20 protein-coding genes are annotated in these 25,039 nt (G+C 43.5%); 14 read left to right on the top strand and 6 right to left on the bottom strand.

Going from position 1 to position 25,039, the window contains the following annotated elements:
- Window positions 1-77: 77 nt before the first annotated feature.
- Together I3257_RS09025 and I3257_RS09020 are read right to left on the bottom strand one after the other, a co-directional pair.
- Window positions 78-1,127, bottom strand: coding sequence for a bifunctional nicotinamide-nucleotide adenylyltransferase/Nudix hydroxylase (locus I3257_RS09025; RefSeq protein WP_201560805.1), 1,050 nt, complete (start codon window positions 1,125-1,127; stop codon window positions 78-80).
- A 177-nt stretch (window positions 1,128-1,304) separates the two neighbouring features.
- Window positions 1,305-2,264, bottom strand: coding sequence for an alpha/beta fold hydrolase (locus tag I3257_RS09020; protein ID WP_238049499.1), 960 nt, complete (start codon window positions 2,262-2,264; stop codon window positions 1,305-1,307).
- 859 nt (window positions 2,265-3,123) lie between these two features.
- On the opposite strand from I3257_RS09020, the gene nfuA reads away from it, so the two are divergent.
- Both nfuA and I3257_RS09010 read left to right on the top strand, forming a co-directional pair.
- Entirely contained in the window at window positions 3,124-3,807 is a 684-nt protein-coding gene (gene nfuA / locus I3257_RS09015; RefSeq protein ID WP_045455268.1) for a Fe-S biogenesis protein NfuA, read from the top strand.
- Window positions 3,808-4,013: 206 nt separating this feature from the next.
- Window positions 4,014-5,336, top strand: coding sequence for an aminotransferase class I/II-fold pyridoxal phosphate-dependent enzyme (locus I3257_RS09010; RefSeq protein WP_201502561.1), 1,323 nt, complete (start codon window positions 4,014-4,016; stop codon window positions 5,334-5,336).
- 139 nt (window positions 5,337-5,475) lie between these two features.
- Here the strand turns inward: I3257_RS09010 and I3257_RS09005 are convergent, their stop codons facing one another.
- A complete protein-coding gene (locus I3257_RS09005; RefSeq protein ID WP_198330257.1) occupies window positions 5,476-6,495 on the bottom strand; it encodes an adenosine kinase in 1,020 nt (339 codons plus the stop codon).
- A 54-nt stretch (window positions 6,496-6,549) separates the two neighbouring features.
- Window positions 6,550-7,518, bottom strand: a complete 969-nt coding sequence (gene rsmI, locus I3257_RS09000) for a 16S rRNA (cytidine(1402)-2'-O)-methyltransferase (RefSeq protein WP_201560803.1) — start codon at window positions 7,516-7,518, stop codon at window positions 6,550-6,552.
- Between the two features lie 135 nt (window positions 7,519-7,653).
- Between rsmI and I3257_RS08995 the strand changes: the two genes are divergently transcribed.
- From I3257_RS08995 to hisC, 8 genes are all read left to right on the top strand, one after another.
- Complete coding sequence (locus tag I3257_RS08995) at window positions 7,654-8,139, top strand: YraN family protein (protein WP_201560802.1); 486 nt, start codon at window positions 7,654-7,656, stop codon at window positions 8,137-8,139.
- Between the two features lie 216 nt (window positions 8,140-8,355).
- Window positions 8,356-9,195, top strand: coding sequence for a BON domain-containing protein (locus tag I3257_RS08990; RefSeq protein WP_238049497.1), 840 nt, complete (start codon window positions 8,356-8,358; stop codon window positions 9,193-9,195).
- Between the two features lie 448 nt (window positions 9,196-9,643).
- Window positions 9,644-10,651 carry an alpha/beta hydrolase gene (locus tag I3257_RS08985; protein WP_238049496.1) on the top strand — a complete coding sequence of 336 codons (1,008 nt, stop codon included), beginning with the start codon at window positions 9,644-9,646 and terminating at the stop codon, window positions 10,649-10,651.
- Window positions 10,652-10,773: 122 nt separating this feature from the next.
- On the top strand, window positions 10,774-11,025 hold the full coding sequence (locus tag I3257_RS08980) for a BolA/IbaG family iron-sulfur metabolism protein (protein ID WP_010200621.1): 252 nt from the start codon (window positions 10,774-10,776) through the stop codon (window positions 11,023-11,025).
- A gap of 105 nt (window positions 11,026-11,130) precedes the next feature.
- Window positions 11,131-12,399, top strand: a complete 1,269-nt coding sequence (murA, locus tag I3257_RS08975; RefSeq protein ID WP_201540651.1) for a UDP-N-acetylglucosamine 1-carboxyvinyltransferase — start codon at window positions 11,131-11,133, stop codon at window positions 12,397-12,399.
- A gap of 147 nt (window positions 12,400-12,546) precedes the next feature.
- Complete coding sequence (hisG, locus tag I3257_RS08970; RefSeq protein WP_045447985.1) at window positions 12,547-13,242, top strand: ATP phosphoribosyltransferase; 696 nt, start codon at window positions 12,547-12,549, stop codon at window positions 13,240-13,242.
- Between the two features lie 289 nt (window positions 13,243-13,531).
- A complete protein-coding gene (gene hisD / locus I3257_RS08965; protein ID WP_238049494.1) occupies window positions 13,532-14,827 on the top strand; it encodes a histidinol dehydrogenase in 1,296 nt (431 codons plus the stop codon).
- 79 nt (window positions 14,828-14,906) lie between these two features.
- Window positions 14,907-16,040 (top strand): histidinol-phosphate transaminase, encoded by a 1,134-nt coding sequence (gene hisC, locus I3257_RS08960; protein ID WP_238049492.1) that lies wholly within the window; start codon window positions 14,907-14,909, stop codon window positions 16,038-16,040.
- A 124-nt stretch (window positions 16,041-16,164) separates the two neighbouring features.
- Here the strand turns inward: hisC and I3257_RS08955 are convergent, their stop codons facing one another.
- Window positions 16,165-17,832 (bottom strand): anthranilate synthase component I family protein, encoded by a 1,668-nt coding sequence (locus I3257_RS08955; RefSeq protein WP_238049490.1) that lies wholly within the window; start codon window positions 17,830-17,832, stop codon window positions 16,165-16,167.
- 38 nt (window positions 17,833-17,870) lie between these two features.
- On the bottom strand, window positions 17,871-19,106 hold the full coding sequence (locus tag I3257_RS08950; RefSeq protein ID WP_201540647.1) for a beta-ketoacyl-ACP synthase II: 1,236 nt from the start codon (window positions 19,104-19,106) through the stop codon (window positions 17,871-17,873).
- A 496-nt stretch (window positions 19,107-19,602) separates the two neighbouring features.
- Here I3257_RS08950 and I3257_RS08945 point away from each other — a divergent pair, with 496 nt between their 5' ends.
- The 4 genes from I3257_RS08945 to fusA all read left to right on the top strand — a co-directional run bounded on the left by I3257_RS08945 (window position 19,603) and on the right by fusA (window position 24,781).
- Window positions 19,603-20,796 (top strand): EcsC family protein, encoded by a 1,194-nt coding sequence (locus tag I3257_RS08945; RefSeq protein WP_201560797.1) that lies wholly within the window; start codon window positions 19,603-19,605, stop codon window positions 20,794-20,796.
- 458 nt (window positions 20,797-21,254) lie between these two features.
- Window positions 21,255-21,629, top strand: coding sequence for a 30S ribosomal protein S12 (gene rpsL / locus I3257_RS08940; RefSeq protein WP_011281154.1), 375 nt, complete (start codon window positions 21,255-21,257; stop codon window positions 21,627-21,629).
- A 206-nt stretch (window positions 21,630-21,835) separates the two neighbouring features.
- Window positions 21,836-22,309 carry a 30S ribosomal protein S7 gene (gene rpsG / locus I3257_RS08935; protein ID WP_021814163.1) on the top strand — a complete coding sequence of 158 codons (474 nt, stop codon included), beginning with the start codon at window positions 21,836-21,838 and terminating at the stop codon, window positions 22,307-22,309.
- A gap of 345 nt (window positions 22,310-22,654) precedes the next feature.
- Window positions 22,655-24,781: an elongation factor G gene (gene fusA, locus I3257_RS08930; protein ID WP_055125899.1), complete on the top strand. Its 2,127-nt coding sequence runs from the start codon at window positions 22,655-22,657 to the stop codon at window positions 24,779-24,781.
- The last annotated feature ends 258 nt before the right edge of the window (window positions 24,782-25,039 follow it).

Raw genomic sequence — 25,039 nt, 5'->3', positions numbered from 1 at the left:
GCGGTTAGCCCTTGCTGTCTATCAGCTTGGGCGTGGAAAAGTGTTAATGAAAAATCGGATAATCGCCTGATAAAATCCTACAAACCGACCATTTTAGTAATAATTGCATAATGGTCTTCAAACATCATGGTAGCGTCAAGCTCAGCGAGTGGTAACCAAAAAGCCGTGGCTGCATCGTCGCCGCCTTTTACTTTTGGCAAGCCTTTTGGGTCATTTTTAAGTTGAAAATAAAAGGCTTGGGTAATCGTCCGACCACGTGCTGAGCGATAGGGATCGTCAAAGGTATGCTGACTATGACAAGAGCCGCGCAATACTGGCTCAGGGACTTTTAGGCGAGTCTCCTCACGTAGCTCACGGATACAGGCATCGAATAAGGTCTCTTTTGGATTTAAAAATCCGCCTGGTAATGCCCACAGTCCGCGCCCTGGCATGCTGCGGCGCTCAACCAATAGAATATGTCCTGACTGGACAATCAGAGCATCTGCTGTCATAAAGGTTGGTGGATAAGGCGCTGATTCCCACTGTCTTTTATATTTATCAATAAAGTCGGCTTCTTCGTGCAGATTTTGATATTCGTCTGTCTTTTTGAAATCATTTAGAACCTTGCGCGTCGACTCAGGCGTGCGTTCAGGAGTCGGGGTCGCACCCATTAGATAGCTATCGCGAATCGGGGTAGCGGATAGGTTGTGATAGCTCGGTACTGAGACGGACGCCCAGTTGGGGAATAGCGATAAATAATACGAGGAGCTGTCTTTGGAATGACCAATCAAGCCGATATCAGTTTGCAAATCACCAGTAACAGACTTCACGCCTGCTTGCACGTACTGTAGCCAGCGTGTGTCGTTGTAGAGTGCATCATCTAGAGCAACGCAGTGAATACGTGCTGCTTCTGCTGCTGAATATGCGCCTTTAATCATGGCAGCACGCTCAGCGACACTAAAGGGATTGCGTAAACTACGCGGTAAGTTAGCAGAGCCGATCAACATAATGACATTATCAGCACGCTTCAATGCTTCGTCGATGACCGCTTTATGTCCACGATGGAAGGGCTGGAAACGCCCGATAAAAATCAAATAACGATAGTGTTTATTGTCTTTAGCTGAACTTTGCTCTGATGATTCGCTCATATACGCCACTTTCCTACTACGGATATTTCATTGGTTAAAATTTATTGAGTAAAAAGTAATGACGCCAATACTGACACAGCCTATCACTCGCTGACAAGTATAAAGATGTTTAGAGGTGTGCGGTTTTTGGTTATAGTCCGTACCATGTTGTAGTTAGGCTACAACCGCACCGCTATTTTAACGGGCATGCTGCTCAACCCACGCGGTAACTGTTGGCCAAATTTCGTGAGCGGCGTTACGACTGATCATAATGCGGCTGTGTGTATAATCGTCCAAATCTCCATGGCTGAGCGAGTATTCTCGAAAAATATTGGCAGGGTTTTTAAAGGGTTCAAAAAATAGCTGACAACCACGAGTAGGGGAGATGAAATTGTCGCCTTTTGCGCTGATAGCATAGATAGGTATCGTGATTTTTGGCATCTGTTGCCGGTAGTCTAAAGGTGCATCATCAGCGGCGAATGTATCCATGCTGGCTGTCTTAAATGTACGTTGCTTAAGAAAACTGCTGTTAAAGTTTTTTTGTAGATTCCAGTCGTACCACTGGCTCATCATATGATAGCTTTCATTAAAAGGCCCTAGCTTGATTTTTTTAGCAGGGATATAGCCAACCAGCCGCGTGAATAATTTTGCTATAAGAATTTTAGTATGATTTATCGGATTTATTGCAGCGCCATAAGCTTGGCAGGCAAACATGCTAGCGCTATTAATCTTATCGATATAGCAGGGATGCTGGATCAAAAACATCGTTAAGCCAACCCCGCCGCCGCTATGGGTGACGCAATGTAGATTGTCGAGTTTTAAATCCTCAAAAAGGTAGCGAAAAGTCGCTTCATAGTCATAGGTTGCAACCGTTTCGAAATTGAATTTTTCTTTGGGTATTGAGCTTGCGCCATGACCGCGCCATTCCATGATGTAGCAATGATGACCGAGGCGGGCTAGATACTCAGCGATTTTCAAACAGGTTTGTTTGTCGGAAAACGTGCCGTGCGTCAAAAATATGTTTTGTGCTTTTATGGCAAGTGTATTGGTGGTAGGGGTATCGCTCTTTGTTTCGCCTTTTGTATTATCCACAATCTTCCAAACGGCTACTTGTTCGTCGTCTTTGGTCGTTACTAGATTCAGTGTTTGTGTCATCATAAGATTGATTCAACTAAAATATGAAATTTCTGCTAGCTTAAATGTAATGTTTAACAATGAAAATTATAGTAATAAATATAAAGATGCTAAAAAATTGCGTTATAAAATAACGCTTGAACATCCTCTTTTCTTCGATATCTAAGCGATCTCTATAGTCAATATAAAAGAATATCAACTGGAGTAATGGATTACGAAAAAATACCAACGCTACATGAATTTTGATATGGCGAGACATAATTTCTTTTACAGCTTTGGTATAGTCAACACCCTCCGGTACTAAAAGCGCGACGACTATAATAAGGGCAACAAGAATGCCTAATATAATAATCAATAAGTAAACCTATAAAAAGGTATTTAGGACAACACACTTTACCTTGTAAATAGATCTAAAACTAGCGCTAGAAAATAGCAAGCATGATAAGTGCTTTGGTTGTATGGTCTCACACAGTGTTAGACATGCCGTAGCATTCGGAAGAAAGTAGGTGGTTAGTTAGTGTTCTAGGTGCTTGATAATCACGGTTGCTGTCTTTATATAGTAGGGGATATATCAATCATTAGATAAGTGCTATTTGTCGTGTCTATTTCGTCATTGTTAATAAAGCATTGATAAAACCGATAGCAGTCATTTGTGAGCATTTTGGTTTAATTCACAGTAGCGCAGTCGGAATTGTCGGCTGAGTACGTTATAATAGCTGCTATAAATTGAGCAAAATGTTATAACAACGGCAGTCAATATTTTAAGACAACAGACCGTAATGATTGATAACCCGCATAACTTATACCCGCTACCTAATTTTAAATTCACGACACAGTAGCCATAACAGATATAGCGTTTGTGTCATAACGCATAGGACATATTATGAGTGAGCACAACCAAGCTGAGAGCCAACTAGACCAGTCAGCAGACTATGAATCAGCGCTAGATACTGAGCAAACTGTAGCAAAAAGCAATATTACTATTACTGAGTCAGCCCAAAGCTACTTAGCAGATTTGTTATCCAAGCAGGATACCGATGGTATCGGCGTGCGTATTTTCGTTGAGCATCCAGGTACGCCGCGTGCAGAGTGCTGTATGGCTTATAACCAACCGGGCGAAGAGGATAGTGCGGACCTGCGTTTTACGTATGACAGTTTTTCTGCCTTTATCGAAGCGGCGTCTGTTCCTTATTTAGAAGATGCGGTGATTGATTATAATAAAGACCGTTTTGGTGGTCAGCTGACCTTCCGTGCACCAAATTCTAAAGTGCCTAAAGTGGGTGCGGATGCCAGTGTCGAAGAGCGTATCAACTACGTATTGCAGTCAGAGATTAATCCCGGCTTAGCGGCGCATGGTGGCGACGTACAACTGCTTGAACTGATTGATGAAGAAGGCGTTGGTCTGACTGCGGTATTGAAGTTTGGTGGTGGTTGCCAAGGCTGTTCAGCCGTTGACATGACCTTACGTCAAGGCGTTGAAGTGCAACTTAAGCAGCAAATACCAGAGTTGACGCAAGTGATTGATGAGACCGATCATACCCGTACCGAAAACGCTTACTATAAATAGAAATCTCAGTAAAAGCCAAAGCGTTAAGTAATATCTGAAGAGTTATTTTAATTAAAAAGCCAAGTTTTGATGAACTTGGCTTTTTTTATTGCTATGATTTGGGAGATTGTTTTTTAGCTGAATTTTCAGTGACATATTGTTGATTAATAATTTGTTGATTAGTCATTTATTGATTAATAACTTTTATCGAAATAAAGGAATATATGATGAGTGACGAACAAGCAGCCCAGCAAACAGCCCAAAAATCAGAGACGCCTCAACGTCTTGAGACCTTGGCGATTCACGCCGGTTATAGCGTTGAGCCAACGACCAAAGCGGTCGCAGTGCCGATTTATCACACCAGCTCGTACGCCTTTGATAACACTCAGCATGGTGCTGATTTGTTTGATCTAAAAGTTGCAGGCAATATTTATACCCGTATTATGAACCCGACCAATGCCGTGTTGGAGGAACGCGTCGCGGCACTCGAAGGCGGTATCGGTGCCCTTGCAGTAGCATCTGGCATGGCAGCCATTACTTATGCGATTCAAACCATCTGTGAAGCGGGCGATAATATCGTTGCTGTGTCGACCTTGTACGGCGGTACTTATAATTTGTTTGCCCATGCATTGCCGCGTCAAGGTATCGAAGTCCGCTTCTTTGATCACAAAAATCCTGAGGCGATTCGTGATTTGATCGATGATAAGACTAAGATGGTCTTTGCAGAAAGTATCGGTAATCCATTAGGTAACATCGTTGATATTCAAGCGCTGAGTGATATCGCACATGAATATGGTGTGCCAGTGGTGATTGATAGTACGGTTGCCACGCCTGCGTTATGTCGTCCTTTTGAGTTTGGTGCGGATATCGTGATTCATTCATTGACCAAATATATGAGTGGTACAGGTACCTCAATTGGTGGGGCGATTGTCGATAGTGGTAAATTCGCATGGGGCGACTATCCTGAGCGTTTTCCCTTATTGAACACGCCAGATCATAGTTATCACGGTGTGAACTTTGTCAAAGATGTCGGTGCAGCAGCCTTTATCGCTCGTGCTCGTGTGGCACCGCTGCGTAATACTGGCGCGGCACTTAGCCCGCTCAATGCTTTTGGTATTTTGCAGGGTATGGAGACATTGAGTCTACGTATGGAGCGCCATGTACAGAACGCGCAAGCCGTTGCGGAATATCTGCGTGACCATGACAAGGTTGCTTGGGTAAAGTATGCGGGTTTGCCAGATCATCCTGAGCATGAGCTTGCCAAAAAATACATGAAAGGCACGCCTTCTGCTATTTTGACCTTTGGAGTAAAAGGTGGCTTGGAAGCTGGTGCTCGCTTTATCGATGCGCTGCAGCTGATTACTCGTTTGGTCAATATCGGTGATGCCAAATCACTAGCCTGTCATCCAGCGACGACCACCCATCGCCAGCTCAATGAGCAAGAGCTCGAAAATGCAGGTGTAAGCACTGATATGGTACGTCTATCAATTGGTATCGAGCACATCGAAGATATCAAAGCGGATCTTGCGCAAGCATTAGCCTCGGCTTAGTATTAAACGCTTTTTATTGAACTGAGCAATGTGAGCTGAGCAATGTGAGCTGAATAACTTGTCTCATGATTAATAATAAAAAAGCCCATATCAATTGAGATGGGCTTTTTTATTATTGGCAATGACAGATTTTTATAAGTTAAGCAGATAGTACACGCTTCGCAATATCTCTATAATCTTGTGAGGCTAATCGTGGTCCAAACTGTTGAATCACCTGCGCCGCCACTTCGCTGGCAAGACGACCACATTCAGGCAAGCTATAGTGCTGCGACAACGCGTATAAAAATGCTCCTGCGTAATTATCACCGGCACCGTTGGTATCAATGACATTAGTAACGATTGGTGTAGCAACTTCATAAATCTCAATCTCTGATTTATCATCAGCTTTATGAGCGATTGTTGCACCATTGGCACCATCAGTGACCACTGCTGTCTGGCAATACTCAAGCAGTGCGCGTGCGGCTGCCTTGACTTGTTTTTTGTCCGTAAAGAGTTTGGCTTCCTCACTATTACAGAATATCACTGCCACTTTATTGCCCAGCATATTGAGTAAACCGTCTTTGGCAAACTTCACCACGGCAGGATCAGCAAAACTTACGGCAATTTTTGCAGAATGAATCCCTGCTTGATGACGCAACTGAGTCATGGCAGGCTGAATACTCTCAGTCATGGCCAAGTAGCCTTCTATATATAACCAGTCAGCTTGTGTCAGCGCATCAAAATCGACATTTTCTGCGGTGATTTCGCTTGAAGTGCCGAGATAAGTTTGCATGGTGCGCTCGCCATCTTCAGTCACTGCGACCACACATGAACCCGTTACTCCGCCTGCATGGATAGATTTCTCTGAAGTTGCAACGCCTGCTTCATGTAAGTCTTTGAGGTAAAACTCGCCTTGTTGATCGTCACCAACGCGGCAGGCATAAAATGGCTTGCCGCCTAAACTGGCAAAGGTATACATCGTATTAGCCGCTGAGCCACCACCAGCCTGCTTTGATGGTGCAATTTCTGCCAGTTTAAAATACGCCAACAATTGCTGTTGCTCGTCGATACCTGCCAGCGTCATATTGCCTTTGGTCAAGTCAGTCTCTTCTAGCGCCGCATCTGACAGCACATATTCATGGTCAACCAATGCGTTGCCTATCGCCATTACATTGTACATCGCTCACTTCTCCTCAATGGTTTTATAACTGTCTTTAATATTAATATCCAAAAATTATTCAGCTTGTAGCTCAAGTAAGCGCTGATATAGCGCATTCTTTTTGACGCCAGTGATATCAGCGCCCAATGCAGCGGCTTTTTTAACCGATAAGTCCTCAAGCAAGCGCTGCAATAATTTATCATGAATACTGATGTCATCCGCATCCTGCACCACATTCACGCCAGCGACGACCACGACTATCTCACCGCGCTGTTGATTGTCATCAGCTTTGACAAATTCCACCAAATCCCCAAGAGTGCTTTTATGGACAGTCTCAAAGGTCTTAGTCAATTCACGGCAAAAAGTGACTTCACGATCTGCGCCAAATATAGTCGCCATGTCTTCTAAACTGGCGATAATACGGTGCGGTGCTTCATAAAATATCAGCGTTTCGGTACGTGAGTTTAATGCTGCTAATTGCTTTTGGCGACCGTGGGTTTTGGCGGGTAAAAACCCAATAAAGCTAAAGCGGTCTGAGGGCAGTCCTGCGACTGACAGTGCAGCAATGGCAGCAGAGGCACCAATGATAGGAGAGACTCTAACGCCTGCGGCATGAGCGGCCTGTACCAGTTGATAACCTGGATCACTGATGAGTGGCGTACCAGCATCACTTATCAAAGCAACCGAATGTCCTTGCTCGATCATCTCGATAATTTTGGGTGTTTGAATGGCACTATTGTGCTCATGGTATGCCCAAAGCTTGTTATGACCTTTTTGCTTGGTCGCGGTATCAGCGTCTGTCACGTTATTATCGGTATTATTTTTAGTGTTAGGAGCTTCTGACTCTTTTTCGTCGTCGGCTTTACTGCCTTTGGTATCAATGCCAAAATGCGACAATAGCTTACCTGAGGTACGGGTGTCTTCACAGGCAATGATGGCGACTTGTTTTAAAACATCGATGGCATGCGGCGTCATATCGCTCATATTGCCAATCGGCGTGGCAACGATATATAGACAAGCTGGCATCGCGGTAGGGCTAGACATGAAAACCTCGGAGTATTAAAAGCGGGAATTAAAATATAATGTGGCGCGCTGACTGACAAAACTGGTTAAAAATAGAACTTAAGCAAAGCATAAAACACCATACCAGCATCTGCACGCGAAAGTGGCTAGTTTAGCATGATGTGCTATGATAATTCTGAAATGTTAACGAGACCCATCGACCTTATGTGCAGTCATAAACCTTTGAACCTCACTTCACCAAGGCAGCGTCAAGGCAGTCTGTTTGAGCAGCAGGCGTGTGAGTTTTTACAATCGCAAGGATTGATTTTGATTGCCCAAAATTGGCAGCAGCCCAAAGTGGGTGAGCTGGATTTGATTATGCTGGAGACAGGTTCAGCATGGTCAACATTGGTATTTATCGAAGTGCGTCAACGGCAGCGTTCAGGTTTTGGTGGTGCTGCACTGAGCGTGACGGCAAGCAAACAACGTAAAGTGATTAGAACGGCGCAATATTTTTTGCAACAGCATCCTGAGTATGAGGATTATGACTGCCGGTTCGATGTCATCGCTTATGATACGGTAGGTACTCATATTAAGACTAGTGGTCAAAACATAGCAAATCAACCACAATGGCTCAAAGGTGCTTTTATAGCAGATACGTGATATTAGGATGCAAAAGCTACCCAACTAGAAGGTAGTAAGTACTTATCATCGAGTGAGCGTTACCAAAAACCTAACCGCTGATAGTAAAAATTAAGTAAAGTAGCTAAGTTGTTATTAACTGAATTAACAGTTGTCAAAACAAATGTTATTAGATTAAAACTGGCTCAATCAATTGACTTTATACGATCGTCACACTCATGTTCTAAGAGGTAAATCATGACACGGATGCATTTGCGCACTGCTATTTTTGGCTCATCACGCCGCACCGCGATAGGCGTTATGCTAATGACCAGCATCGTTACTACGGGCTGTACCACCAATTATTTGACCAATAGTACAGAAGGTACGTATGGTGTGCCGATGACAGAGCGTACCATTCCGCAGCGACTACTGGATCGCAGTATCGAACATACCGTTAAAATCAATGTTTATGGGTTAAAAGAAGACCTGCAACAAACCAGCCGTATGGGTATTGATAGCTTTAATAGTGAAGTGTTATTGACAGGTGAAGTACCCACTGAAGCCATCAAACTAGAAGTCGAAAAAGTCGTCAGCTCTATGCCAGATGTGCGTCATGTCTATAATGAGCTAAACGTCAGCGCGTCTAAAGGCTATAGCTCGACGGTTCATGATGGCTATATCACCTCAAAACTGCTGGCAAAAGTCGCCGCGAGTGATGGCGTCAAAGCCTCACAGATCAAAGCAGTGACCAATGATGGTGTGGTTTATATCATGGGACGTATGACACCGACTCAGCAGAGTCACCTAATCGATATCGCCAATAGCACCGTTGGTGTGACTGAGCTGGTGCTGCTGACGACCGTCGTTGATGACAGGGGCGTAAAGATAAGTAAAGACGACATTATGTCTGAAAATAACTTGGTAAATCCTGCTTCAGTACCAGTCGTTGTGGACGGGGTAGCTGCTGCTAGCGTTAATAATTCTGAAGCGCCAGCGTCCGTTGCTACATCGACTCCTATCGTCGTGACCGAAGATGGCACAACCGTTGAGCAACCATCATCAAGCCCATATATAGACCTGTATCAAGATCCGTAAAAAGTGTTCTAAAACACAGCTGTTATTTATTAATAAAACAAAAAAACAGTGGCTAAATAGCTTGTAGCGTAAGCTATTTGCCCCGTCAGTTTAAACCGTGTTTAATGACAAGAAACCTAAACACTGTTAACAGGAAAAACACGAGAACTTCTGAGCCAGCCAGTAAGATATAAAAAGCGAAGAATAGACAAGACAGTACTAGGGCGTGTCTTCATTTCAAAAATGGCGATAAAAATGAGATAAATTGCCGTCAAACAAGAAAAATAGCGTAGATAATATCGGGATATTAACCAGCTATTTGACGATGTTTGGCAATATTTATCCATTTTTAGCCCATTTAGATGACTATTGAGTGAATTGAAGACACGCCCTAGTGCTTATTTTATAAAAGGACTATCGCAGTGCTGTTACTTTTGACTCATGTATAAATATAATAGGGATACTGGCAATGAAGGATGCAAACAAGCACTTAGAATATAATAAAAGCCGTCAAAAAATAAATAATGAAAGCATGACTAATAATACTGCTAGCAAAGTAGGCATTCTAAAATTCACAGGTGTCGCCGCCTTAGCACTGGGTAGCGTTGCGCTAGCCACCCAGAATGCGCAAGCCCTATCGCCACTCGCTATCGTCAATGGCATTACTGCTAGTGGCGGCGTTGGCGTCAGCAAAAACATTCTCTATGGTGATGAGCCCGATCAAGATTTGGATATTTATTATCCCAAGCCATTAGCACAAGCGATGAAAGCCCAAAGCGCTATCAATGATGGTGCGATTAATGATAGCTATCCGATGGTGGTTTTTGTCCACGGTGGCTCGTGGGAGAGTGGTAATAAAGAACAGTATGCCTTTGTCGGTCAGAGTTTGGCGCAAGCAGGTTATGTCACCGCCGTGATTAATTATCGTAAAGCGCCTGAGCATGTGTACCCTGATTATGTCAAAGATACGGCGCAAGCGATTGCTTGGAGTATCAATAATGCTCCGAGCTTACATGCTGATCCTAAACGCTTGGCGGTAATTGGACATTCTGCTGGTGCATTTAACGCGGTTGCAGCGGTCGCCAATGAAGATTTTTTAGCGCCTTATGGTATTAAGCCAAAGGATATTACCGCGGTCGTGGGTATTGCTGGTCCTTATAGTTATGACTTCCGTAAATTTGATAGCGCCACGGCCTTTGCTGCTGATGCTACGCCAGACGACGTTATGCCAGACCGTCAAATCAAAGGCGAGCAGCCCCCGTATTTATTGTTGACTGCCGAAAAAGACAAAGTGGTGTACGCGACCAATACGATTAAAATGACCAAAGCGTTGCAAGAGGCGGGCGTCACCGTAGAAAATGGTGAAATAAAAGGTGCCAGTCATGCGACCAGTATTGGTGCGATGGCACCGCCGCTACGTTGGGTCAATGATGTACGCGCGCAAGTACTGACGTACTTGGATAAAATGCTCAAATAATGGATGGCAATCAGAAGTTAGGTGCAGTTGCGTAAGACAGTACTGTAAGATGCTTAAACTCTTGTTATAATGTCGTCACTTTAAATCTATACCCTATCTGACACTTTAAGGCAGAATATTCTATGAGCATGAACGCTGACGATTTGATTGCATTTTTACAGACTCACTTCCCAGACGCTTTTATTCAAGCTGCCAATCAAGGTAATAAGTTTGATGTACGCGTGGTTGATGCCAGTTTTGAAGGTAAGCGTGCCGTGCAACGTCAGCAGGCGATTTATGCATTAGTCAATGATAAGATCGCCAGTGGCGATATTCATGCGCTCAATATTCAAGCGCTGACGCCTGCTGAATGGGACGTTCAATCCAAAGGCTAGACCGTTATACATATGATTGGGCTTGTTAGACTGGCTATTATATTGGCTGGGTGTGATTGGTCTGATTTTCACTATTTTAATACTCATCGTTAGGTTGTCACTTCTATGGATCAATTTTTAATCACTGGTAGTAGTCGTATCGCAGGGGAAGTTACTATCTCAGGCGCCAAAAATGCTGCTTTGCCGTTACTTGCCGCTATGATATTGGCTGAGACGCCAACGACATTGCACAATGTGCCATCGTTACAAGATGTGCGGACGTTGATTGAATTGATCGGTGGTATGGGTATCAAAATCCAAAAGCAGGACGATACTGTCACCTGCGATACCAAGAATATCGATAATTTCTATGCACCGTATGATTTAGTAAAAACCATGCGCGCATCGATTTTAGTGCTTGGACCATTGCTAGCACGTTTTGGTGAGGCAGAAGTGTCATTGCCTGGCGGCTGTGCCATTGGTTCACGTCCTGTTGACCAACACCTAAAAGCCTTTGAAGCGATGGGTGCTGAAATTAGTGTCGAAAATGGCTACGTAAAAGCACAAGCGCCAAAGGGCGGTAAGCTGATTGGCTGTAACTACTCTTTTGATATGATTACCGTGGGCGGTACTGAAAACGTCATTATGGCAGCCGCACTTGCCAAAGGTACGACTGTCTTAGGTAACTGTGCCCTTGAGCCAGAAGTCGTTGATTTGGCCAATATGTTGGTCGCGATGGGTGCTAAAATCAGCGGTATCGGTACTTCGATCATGACTATCGAAGGTGTCGAGCGCTTACATGGCTGTGAGTATTCAGTCGTACCAGACCGTATCGAAACAGGCTCTTACCTTGCTGGTGCACTCATGACGCGTGGCGATGTGTTGACTAAAAACACCTCTGCGCTATTATTAACACCTGTGTTAGAAAAATTCGAAGACATGGGTGCCATTATTACCACTGGTGATGGTTGGATTCGTGCGCAGATGAAAGGTCGCCCTAAAGCGGTTGATATCCGTACTCAGCCGCATCCAGGTTTCCCAACCGATATGCAAGCGCAGGTCATGGCTATTGCGTGTCTGGCGGATGGTACGAGTACCTTTATCGAAAACATTTTTGAAAACCGCTACATGCATGTCCCTGAGCTTAATCGTCTAGGCGCTTCTATCCAAGTAGATGGTCATACGGCCGTAGTAAAAGGCGTCGAAAACTTCACCGCGGCCCCTGTGATGGCGACTGATTTACGTGCGTCTATGTCATTGGTGATGGCAGCGGCAACTGCTGAAGGTGAAAGTTTAATCGACCGCATTTATCATATCGATCGTGGTTATGAGCATGTCGAAGAAAAGCTGCGTGCGCTTGGGGTCAATATCGAACGTATCAATACTAATGACTAGTATCGATTTACTTATCAAATCCATGACCTCAATGATTGATACGATTGGCGTTGATATGAATAGCTTAGTAATCTAGCACTATTAGTAACCTACCACTAAAAGCCCCCTTCAGCGGGGGTGTTAACTGCACATGGACACGATGTCATTATGACTGAAGCAAGCAATAGCCTACCAAATGATGGTTTATTAAATGAAGTAAATGATGAGTTTTCAGGCTTAACACTGGCCTTATCAAAAGGTCGTATTCTAGAAGAGACCATGCCACTGCTACGCGCAGCTGGTGTTGAGTTATTAGAAGATCCTGAAGCCTCACGCAAACTTATTTTTCCAACCTCAAACCCCAATGTGCGTGTATTAATTTTGCGTGCCAGTGATGTGCCAACCTACGTTGAGCATGGCGCGGCTGACTTTGGGGTGGCGGGTAAAGATGTGTTGCTTGAGCATGGTGCCAACCATGTCTATGAGTTACTTGATTTGCAAATTGCTCAGTGTAAGTTGATGACAGCTGGCGTGAAAGATGCGCCGCTACCCAATCGTCGCCTACGTATTGCGACCAAATACGTCAATGTTGCCCGCGCTTACTTTGCCAGCCAAGGTCAGCAAGTGGATGTGATTAAACTGTATGGCTCTATGGAGCTTGCGCCGTTGGTCGGATTGGGTGATTTGATCGTCGATGTGGTTGATACAGGTAATACGTTGCGCGCCAACGGTCTTGAAGCACGCGATCATATTTGCGATGTGTCCTCACGCCTTATCGTCAATCAAGTGAGCTACAAGCGTAAATTTGCGTTACTTGAGCCGATTTTAGATAGCTTCAAAAATAGCATTGCCAGCGCTTCATAAATTAATTCCTAATGAATCAATGCTTTATCAAACGATACTAATCATTGGTAATCTCAAGCATTGTCATACAAATTTTTAAACCAGTTTAGCGCTATAAGATAGATATAGCGTGCTAAACTGGTTTTGTTGTATTTGCTTGCCAGAAAGTATGAGGTTAGTATAATCTGAACAAACTAAATATATAAAAACTGGTATATCAGCCATCACAATTATTATTAATACTCAAGACCCCTCATTTTTACATCACTAATTTTCAGCAGTCTTTTATGCTCAGATATAGGATTAAGTCATGCGCCAACTAAGTACCCAAGATGCCGATTTTGACAGTCAATTGACAGAGTTACTTGCCTTTGAAACCGTCAATGATGCAGATTTACTTAAGACCGTTGATGATATCATCGCGCAAGTTCGGCATGATGGCGATCGCGTCGTACTGGCGTTAACCCAGCAATTCGATCAGCATCCGGCGACAACGGTGCAAGAGCTAGAGCTGTCTAAAGAGGCGCTTGCTGAAGCGTTTGCGAATCTTGATGATACAGTAAAATCCGCATTGACTACCGCAGCAACGCGTGTGCAGACCTTTCATGAGCGCCAAGTCCAAGAGACTTGGCAGTATGAGGATGAGCTTGGTAATCGCTTGGGTCAAAAAGTCACCGCACTTGATCGAGTAGGCATCTATGTCCCTGGCGGTTTGGCCTCTTATCCATCTTCTGTATTGATGAATGCCATTCCTGCCAAAGTGGCGGGTGTTAAAGAGGTCATCATGGTGGTGCCAGCGCCAAAAGGCGTTCTCAATCCATTGGTGTTAGCCGCCGCACATTTGGCACAAGTTGACCGTGTCTTTACCATCGGCGGTGCGCAAGCGGTTGCTGCCTTGGCTTACGGTACCGAAACGATTCCAGCGGTGGATAAAATCACTGGCCCTGGTAATAAATATGTTGCAGCGGCAAAGCGCTCGGTATTTGGTCAAGTTGGGATTGATATGATCGCTGGTCCCTCTGAAGTATTGGTCTATGCAGAAGGCGAGGCGCAAGATCGCGCCGATTGGTTGGCGATGGATTTATTGTCACAAGCTGAACATGACCGTATCGCTCAAGCTATCTTTGTCACGACCAGTGAACAGCAGCTTGCAGACGTCGCGGCTGAAATTGAAAAAGCGCTGGCAGAGTTGCCAAAAGCCGATATCGCCCGCGATTCGCTAAAAAACCGTGGCGCACTTATTTTAGTCAAAGATCGCGTGGAAGGTATGGCTGTGATTAATCGGGTTGCCCCTGAACATTTAGAGTTGTCAGTTGATCATCCTGATGCACTACTCAACGATATTCGTCATGCAGGTGCTATTTTCATGGGACGTCACACGCCTGAGGCGATTGGTGACTACTGTGCAGGACCCAATCACGTGTTGCCAACCTCTGGCACCGCGCGTTTCTCTTCACCGCTTGGTGTTTATGATTTCCAAAAGAAATCCTCTATTATTTATTGTACTGAAGCCGGTAGTAAGCCATTGGCTGAGACCGCAGATATTTTAGCGCAACGTGAGGACTTAGAAGCCCATGCGCGCTCAGCCCGTTATCGTTATCAGTAACGTGGCTTAATGATTGCTTTTGAATTGTACTTTTGAGATTTATATTTAATAATTTATGTGGCTAATAGTAGGATAACTTATGAGTGAGTTAAAGATAGACACCAGACTTTGGTCATCTAAAGCGCGTAATTTGTCACCTTACGTTCCTGGTGAGCAGCCTCAGCATGAAAATTTATGCAAATTAAATACCAATGAAAACCCATTTCCGCCGTCACCGAAAGTAGGCGAGGCAATCGCAAAAGTCCTAGAGCAGCAAGCGGCTGATCTGCGTTTATATCCAGCGCCTGAGTCTGATGATTTGCGTGCCGCATTGGCACAACTCTATGATATTGATATCAACCAAGTGTTTGTTGGCAATGGCTCTGATGAAGTATTGGCATTAGTATTTGCCAGCTTTTTCCTAAAAGAGCGCCCTGTTTTAGCACCTGATATTAGCTATAGCTTCTATCCAGTCTATGCGCAGACCTTTGGTATCGAGCTGGTACAAATCGCCTTGGAAGAAGATTTTAGTATTGATCCTGATGCTTATCGCCAGCCTTGTAGCGGCATCATCATTGCCAATCCAAATGCTCCAACTGGACTGCTATTATCGCTTGCTGATATTCGCAAGCTGGCTAGTGAGCACTCAAACTCAGTGATTGTGATTGATGAGGCTTATATTGATTTTGCGCGGGCAGCTGACGGTAGCTCAGATGCAGAAATTTCAGCAGTGAGCTTAATCAATGAGTTTGACAACATTCTTGTGACCCAAACCTTTTCAAAGTCACGTTCGCTTGCTGGATTGCGCGTCGGTATGGCTTTTGGTAATGCCTCATTGATTGAAGCCTTAACCCGTATGAAAAACAGCTTTAATAGCTATCCACTGGATAAGCTGGCGCAAGTAGGGGCGACTGCCAGTGTATTGGATGTCGAATATTTTACCCAGACCTGCCAGCAAGTCATCGACTTACGCCAATCTCTCACAGCAGAGCTGACAGTGTTAGGTTTTGATGTGTTGCCATCGCATGCCAACTTTGTTTTTGCCCGCCCTAAAGACGGTAATGCCAATATGGTAGCGAATGCGTTACGTGAGCAAGGTATCATCGTCCGTCATTTTGACAAGCCACGCATCAATGAGTATTTGCGTATCACTACCGGTACAGTAGAGCAAAACAACCGTTTGATAGATGCTATACAGATGTTGCAGAAAGAGGCTGAAATTATTGCTGATTAATATCTGGTTCGCGATTTTGACAGTTAATAATTGAATCACGATGCTTATATTGATAAAAAGCCTGCCAACATTATGTTGAGCAGGCTTTTTTATGGATTTCTTTGGTCGTACTTTTAGAACAACCTTAAGGACATTTGTTGATATTGTCTTGAGTTAAAACGCTTAATAGATTACCGACTTTATCCAAACACTCTTGGTATTCAGCATCGCAATCAGAGGCGACAGTGATACCACCGCCTGCCCATAAGCTGATATGTCTTTTTTTCAGCCCATTATGTGATGAAGTGTTAGCTTGCAGCGTACGAATGAGTACATTCCATTGACCACTACCATCAAAGTTCATATAGCCCAATGTGCCGCAATAAGCACCGCGCGGCGCAGTTTCTAGTTCAGATATAATTTCAACCGCTCGCTTTTTTGGTGTACCAGTAATTGAGCCAGCAGGCAAACTACCAAATAAAACGGCGAGTGGGTGAGTGTCCGTCTGTAATTCTGCGGTAATAGTGCTGACCATATGGTGCACATTACTAAAACTCTCAATCGCGAATAACTGCGGCACTTTTACGCTACCTATCTTGGCATATTTACCCAAGTCATTACGCAATAAATCGACAATCATCACATTTTCGGCGCGATCCTTTTCACTATCAGTCAGTTGCTGTTTATAAGCATGGTCTTGTTGAATATTGGTGCTGCGCGGCATGGTCCCTTTGATGGGCTTAGTGATGATATGGTGCTTGCCAGTATCGATATCTTTGGTAAATGTAAAGAACAACTCAGGCGAGCAGCTCAATAATTCAAACGGATGCTGGGACGTATTATTTTTGATTTCACGGTTAAAGGGATTAACCGCTAAGTATCCAGCAAAAGGTGCTTGGGTATTACGATGTAAAGCAGGCAAATAATCAATCAGCATCGGCAAGGTGGTATTATCACTAGGATTATGATCAAAAAAACCTTGCCATTCTTGGGTTAGGTTGATTTGATAACAGTCGCCTTGCTGTAGATATTTTTGGGTTTGATTGAATGCTTGTTGATAGTCTTGTTTGCGCCATCGTGATTTTAATACTAAAGGAGCAGGCAGTGGTGATGCTGTCAGTTGCGTTTTATTGAGACAGTTATCAGCCAGCTTTTTATCTACTATATCTAAATAAGAGACAAGTGCCGTGATTATTTTATTTTTTTGCTGATTATTAAAGTCGTTTTCAGAGTCGTTAGCAATTGCATTTATCGTTAATTCCCAACCTGTGTTGCCGTGATTTCCATCAGGTGCTAGGTAAATATCATAATGCCCTAATACGGCACAAGGCTGTGCTGCTCGCTCAATTTTGGCGGCTTGGCTTAGCTCATGAGCCGCAATATCATAACCAATAAAACCTATCAGACCATGATGATAACTTGGTTTTTCATTTAAATCGTTTACTGATTCTGAGTTTTCATTATCAGTCTCATAAGTTTGACTATAACTGATTAACTCATCTTGCCAGTCGCTATAACTCATATGAGTGCTAGTGATATCATTGTGAACGGCGTCACGATAGGTTTTCGTGACTTGATAAAGGACTGCTTGTTCGTTCGAATCTAGCGTGTTTTCAGCGCAATCATAAACAGACCAGCTTACTTTTGGCAATAAGCCAATCACTGGTTGACCATCATTGTTGAGCCAAACCAATTGCCAGTTGGCCTTAGTATCTTGTGCGATTAAATACTGCTGTAACAGCGGCATAAGTTCTGCAGCCGATAGGTCACCAAAACGCCAGCTAGGTTTAGTAGCTGGCGATGGGTCAGACATTATCTGCTCAGTTTTGAGAGGATGTGCTGCGAGCATAGTTAGGCGTCAAACTTTTTAATGATTAATGTGGCATTAGTACCGCCAAAGCCAAAGCTGTTGCTCATTAGCGTCTCAAGCTTGGCTTCACGCATTTCGGTAACAATATCAAAGCCTTCAGCCGCAGGGTCTAAATTATCAACATTGATACTAGGCGCAATGAAGCCTTCTTGTAGCATCAACAAGCAATAAATCAGCTCTTGCGCACCAACGGCACCAAGGCTATGACCTGTCATAGATTTGGTAGAGCTGATCGCAGGTACTTGACTGATATCATCACCAAATGCTTTAGCAATGGCTTTAAGCTCAGTGATGTCACCTAACGGTGTGCTGGTACCGTGGCTATTGATATAGTCGACAGTTTGCAAACCAGCTTCGGCTAGTGCTTGCTGCATACAGCGCACGGCACCTTCACCACTTGGCGCAACCATTTCAGCACCATCAGAGCTGGCACCATAACCAACGATTTCAGCCAATATGTTGGCGCCACGTGCTTGTGCATGCTCTAGACTTTCAACCACGACCATCGCACCACCAGCAGCAATCACAAAGCCATCACGATCTTTATCATAAGCTCTTGAGGCGCGCTGCGGTGTCTCATTATACTGTGTACTGACTGCACCCATGGCATCAAACATACAAGACTGTGTCCAATGTTCCGCTTCACTACCACCCGCGAGTATCACATCTGCTTTGCCTAACTGAATAAGTTCAGCCGCATGACCGATGCAATGGGTTGAGGTGGCACAAGCAGAGGTGAGTGAGTATGATACGCCTTGGATTTTTAGACCGGTAGCAAGCGCCGCTGATACTGAGCTGCCCATTGTTTTTGGCACAGCCATCGCGCCGACACCGCGCAGACCTTTATCCCGCATGGCATCTATGGCATTGACGATATTCTCTGTCGATGCGCCGCCAGAGCTTGCGACCACGCCCACGCGTGGATTATTGTTGATGGTTTCAAGCGACAAACCAGACTGCTCAATGGCGTTTAAAGCACTGACATAAGCGTATAGACTGGCATCACTAAAAAACCGCTTCAACTTACGATCGATACCACTAGTATCAAGCGTCGACTGGTCGATACTGCCGCTAACGTGTGATTTAAACCCATGCTCAGCATAAGCCTCATTAAATGTAATGCCAGACTGCCCTTGCTTGAGAGCGGCAGTAACCGTGGCTAAATCATGTCCGATACAAGAGACGATCCCTGCTCCAGTGATAACAACGCGGCGCATATTCTATTCCTTATGAGTAACGATTTTTCACAATTATTTTTAATAATCGTTTTTAAGTATGTATTTCTATTATTCAATATTAGGATGTATTGAGCGTCAAAGCCTCATTTTACAATCATTGTGATGATCATAGTAAAACTATATGCTTGGTAACTGATTATCTATAAGTAACGGACTACTTATAAATAGAAGTACAACTGTACTGTGAGTTATGGCACATGATAACGTATCGAGCGTCCAAAATCTTTGTACAAGTGCAAAATAACGACAAAATCGCGCTTGCTGTCTAAAGCCATCTAAAAAGACCATTTGCTTAAAGACAGCTTATATGATGGTATCAATCATACATCAAGTGATACTTTTGGATACAAAATTTGTGATTGCGATAACATTGTTCGCACTGACATCGATTATAGTGATTGACTAGAATGGCACATCTATTATTATAAATCGCTTACAATAAAACAAAATTACTCATCACATTAAGGACATCACGATGGCGAAGCGTAGCACTCTCTCTAAAGGTATCACTACCGTTGGCTCTTTTACTCGCAATAATCTAGAGCGCATGGGCGCTATGATTGATAGCATGAATGCTAAGACGGGAAAACCGCGTCAATACAAGGCAGTCAACTTAGGCGATGAAGACTATCAGCAGGATTTATTCCGTGAGCAAACGTTAAAAGCCACTCAGCAATTATTAGGGCCACGTTTTGCCACTTATGGTAAATATGCCAAAAAAGTAGTGCCAAACAGTTTTTTTCAGTCGACGGTCGATAGCGCTTTTGCACAAGTGGCAAACCTTGCTTCTAACTGGAGTCAGATTGATTTACCTAATGAGCATCGTTTCGCTAATATCGCAAGCTTAGATGATGAAGAGCGTTATGCATTAGCCACTGATATCGCCAATCAAAATCGTGCATTGGCAACGATAGGGGGCTTAACAGGTTTGGCTGGGCTTCCTGGTCTGCTGGCTGATACGCTTTGGCTTTTATTGGTATCATTACGTACCGTCTATCAGTTGGGTGCTGTCTACAATAAACCACTCACAGGTAAGCAAGGCGTCAAAATGGCATACGAGCTGCTAGCGAATGCTGATCTGAGCAAGATGCAAGAAAAACAAGCATTGCTAGCAGGTATTGGTATCGGAAAAGGCTTATTGGATAATGCCCAAAGCAGTGGTCTACATAATGAGCTAAAAAACCTAGGTCTAAAGGATAAAAATGTCAACTTTTATGCAGAACAAGTTGACAGTATTGCCAGTCAGGTCGGTATTGACTTGGATAAAATCAATTTAACATGGATACGCAAATTCTTACCAGTTACCGCTGTTATCGTTGGTATGCGCTACAACAGCCAGCTCATTGATGAAGTGATTGGCGTGGCTCAAGCGACTTTTGCCCCAGAAGCCAAACTTGCCAATCGTGCAATCACTGATGATAGCGGTAATGAAGCTAAGGTAAACAAAACAGCTGACAATGACAAGCAGCAAGATGTTGAGAAAGAGTCAAGCAAGGATACCGATAGCAAGAAAGACACTGCTGAAGAAAAAAACAACCATCAAGAAGCTGATGAAAAGATCGTGAAAGAAACGCAGAAAAACGACAATGACAACAATGACAAGCAAGGCAGTCAGAACAAATCCTCTGACAGCAAATCAAACAAGACGGCTAACAAGAAAAGCAAATAAGGGCGTCTAAATAATCAGACTTAAGTACCTTCTGTCTTAAGCTAGCTTATATCATAGAAGGATTATGAGCTGGATATCTACTACTAATTTTGGCGATAGTGTCTTCTTTCTCTTGAAAAACAAGATAATATCGCCATTTAGTACTTATAAATTGCTATTTATTTATAGTCAAACATCTTATTTAAATCGTTCGTGACGCTACTTTCGATATACTGTATGACAATCTACTTTTTAGCTGATTTTTAACTAAAAATAGATAAAGTGTTATAGTAGTAGGGTGAATGCATATCTATCAAATGTTGTAAAGTGCAATCACGCATAAGTGGTTGAAATAGCAGCAACAACTCTTTATAATACACTGTCCTAAAAATGGGTGTACCAAAATCTGTCGTTAAAGTCAGATGGATGGTGCGTTTCCCCATTTTTTTGTTTTATACCAAACGGGAGAAGGATGCCTCATGGCAACAACTAACCAATTGATTCGTAAAGGTCGCAAAACCATCAAGGAAAAGTCAAAAGTTCCTGCGTTGGAAGCGTGCCCACAACGTCGTGGTGTATGTACTCGCGTATATACTACTACCCCTAAAAAACCTAACTCGGCCATGCGTAAAGTATGTCGTGTACGTTTGACTTCAGGTTATGAAGTATCAAGCTATATCGGCGGCGAAGGTCATAACCTACAAGAGCACAGTGTTGTTCTTATCCGTGGTGGTCGTGTAAAAGATCTACCAGGTGTACGTTATCACACCGTTCGTGGTGCATTAGATTGCGCAGGCGTTAAAGACCGTAAGCAAGGTCGCTCTAAATATGGTGCTAAGAAGCCTAAAGTTTAATAACTAATCGTTATTAGCTAAGCTTTTTTATACCAAACATTAACTGTGCATGGGTCTGGTGTTGACAGTATTATTAAATTAGTAATTCACTGTTAAAACATACCGCCGTGCAGTAAGGCTGACTGACAACTCGATATAACGCCATCCAATATTAATTGGTGCGAGATTGTGAATGTCAGACACTCCTGAAGAAAAGGATATTTATTATGCCAAGACGTCGCGTCGTTGCTACCCGTGAGATCCTACCGGATCCTAAGTTTGGTAGCCAAACTGTTGCAAAATTCATCAACCATGTAATGAGTCATGGTAAAAAATCTACTGCTGAGCGTATCGTTTACGGTGCACTTGAAACAGTAAGCGAAAAACGTAAAATCGAAGATCCAGTATCTTTCTTCGAAGAAGTTTTAGAAAATGTACGCCCAATGGTAGAAGTGAAAGCTCGCCGCGTTGGTGGTGCAACCTACCAAGTACCAATGGAAGTACGCCCCTCCCGTCGTACTGCCTTGGCTATGCGTTGGTTAGCTGAAGCTGCTGCTAAGCGTTCTGAAAAATCAATGGCTTTGCGTTTGGCTGGCGAATTGAATGATGCTGCTGATGGCAAAGGCGCTGCTATGAAAAAGCGTGACGAAGTTCACCGCATGGCAGATGCTAACAAAGCGTTCTCTCATTACCGCTTCTAAGCTACTGTTTATTAGTAGTAGCTTTAGATTAGCTGGCTGAAGTCAGCTAATCTTACATTGTTATTTATTCTATTGATTGCCGCCATCGTTTATCTTGTTGTAAGTAGTTTTTGACTATCAACAACGAGATGGCGGACATCTATCAAGATGTCTCTCTTAATTAAGTATGCTTGTCACAAGAGAGCATCCCAAATCTGATGCCGCACTATTCTTAGTATTTGCTCTTTTTTTGTCCGTATTAGGCTTAATAATCAGTAAGTAATATGAAGCTGACCGCTTTGTCATAGAGTATGAGGTAGAGACACAATACATTATTATATACACGACTTTTCCTAGGAAAACACTATGGCTCGTAAAACTCCCCTAAAACGCTATCGCAACATTGGTATCTCAGCGCACATCGATGCTGGTAAGACAACCACTACTGAGCGTGTTTTATTTTATACCGGTGTTAGTCACAAACTTGGTGAAGTACATGATGGCGCAGCCACTATGGACTGGATGGAGCAAGAACAAGAGCGCGGTATTACTATTACCTCAGCAGCGACGACTTGTTTTTGGTCAGGTATGGCAAAACAGTTTGACGAACATCGTATCAACATCATTGACACCCCAGGTCACGTTGACTTCACGATCGAAGTTGAACGTTCTATGCGTGTACTTGATGGCGCTTGCATGGTTTACTGTGCAGTAGGCGGCGTTCAGCCACAGTCTGAGACCGTATGGCGTCAGGCAAATAAATATAAAGTTCCACGTCTTGCATTTGTAAACAAAATGGATCGCGTTGGCGCTGATTTCTATCGTGTTATTGAGCAGATCAAAACTCGTCTAGGCGGTAATCCTGTGCCATTGGTTATTCCAATTGGTAAAGAAGATGATTTCGAAGGCGTTATCGATCTAGTTACGATGAAAGCTCTTTATTGGGATGAAGCATCTCAAGGTATGGAGTTTGAAGAGCGCGAAATCCCAGCTGAATTACAAGAAAAAGCAGAAGAGTATCGTGAGATTCTTGTAGAAAATGCGGCTGAAGCAACAGAAGAATTGATGAATGAGTATCTAGAAAATGGCGAGTTGTCTGTAGAGCAGATCAACGTTGCTATTCGTCAATTGACTATTGATAACCAAATCATTCCATTACTTTGTGGTACTGCCTTTAAGAACAAAGGTGTACAAAAGATGTTGGATGCGGTTATTCAGTATCTTCCAGCACCAATGGATGTACCTGCTATTAAAGGTATCCTTGATGACAAAGATGAAACTGAAGGCACTCGTGAAGCTTCAGATGAAGCGCCATTCTCAGCTTTAGCATTTAAAATCATGAATGACAAATTCGTTGGTAACTTAACCTTCGTTCGTGTTTATTCAGGTGTTTTAACGCAAGGCAGCAGTGTTTATAACCCAGTCAAAATGAAGCGTGAGCGCGTTGGTCGTATTGTACAGATGATGGCTAACTCTCAAGAAGAGTTGCAAGAAATCCGTACTGGTGATATCGCTGCATTGGTCGGCATGAAAGACGTAACGACTGGTGATACGCTATGTGATGAGCAAAATGTTATCACGCTTGAGCGCATGGAATTCCCAGATCCAGTTATCAGCTTAGCGGTTGAACCTAAGACCAAAGCTGACCAAGAAAGAATGTCAATCGCTTTAGGTCGTTTGGCGAAAGAAGATCCATCGTTCCGTGTACATACTGACGAAGAGTCTGGTCAGACGATCATCAGTGGTATGGGTGAGCTGCATCTAGAGATTCTTGTTGATCGTATGAAGCGTGAGTTTAACGTTGAAGCGAACATCGGTGCGCCGCAGGTTGCTTATCGTGAAACGATTCGTAACACGGTTGAGCAAGAAGGCAAATTCGTACGTCAGACTGGTGGTCGTGGTAAATTCGGTCACGTTTGGTTACGTCTTGAGCCACTTGATCCAGCAGGCGATACTGAATATGAATTCGCTGAAGAAGTTGTTGGTGGTACTGTACCGAAAGAATTCCATGGTGCTGTTGATAAAGGTATCCGAGAACGCATGAAAAATGGCGTACTTGCTGGTTATCCAGTGGTTGGCGTAAAAGCGACCTTGTATGACGGTTCTTATCATGACGTCGATTCGGATGAGCTATCATTTAAGATGGCTGGTTCTATGGCATTCAGAAAAGGCTTCATGGCAGCAGATCCAGCGCTACTTGAGCCAATCATGAAAGTTGAAGTTGAAACGCCTGAAGATTATATGGGCGATATCATGGGCGATCTTAACCGTCGTCGTGGTTTGGTACAGGGTATGGAAGACCTACCTGGCGGTACTAAGCAGATCCGTGCCGAAGTGCCATTAGCAGAAATGTTTGGTTATGCCACACAAATGCGCTCAATGTCACAAGGCCGTGCTACTTATTCAATGGAATTCCAAAAGTACGCTGAGATTCCAAAATCAGTTGCTGCTGACATCATCTCTAAATTCAACAATAAAGATGATGACGAGTAAGTAATCGTCTATTAAATATGACAATGTAGCTATTATCTCTATGTTGTCATAGAAGAATACGCCAATAATTGGTTAAAAGACTTGTTATTGGCGGTGATTTTCTTATAATATCTGCACATTAGTATGTGTACCCTTTTAACAATTATCTTAATGTGGTCAAGATCGTCTTTGTTATCGTATTTATACGAGCTTAGCATTTGACCCCAAAAAAAGAGGAAATACCCATGGCAAAGGCCAAGTTTGAACGCGTAAAGCCAC

Origin of the sequence: Psychrobacter sp. Ps7, from assembly GCF_022129225.1 — a bacterium.
In the GTDB taxonomy this organism is placed as follows: domain Bacteria; phylum Pseudomonadota; class Gammaproteobacteria; order Pseudomonadales; family Moraxellaceae; genus Psychrobacter; species Psychrobacter immobilis_A.
Note: the sequence above shows the minus strand (reverse complement) of the source record. Positions and strands in the feature narration are given on the sequence as shown.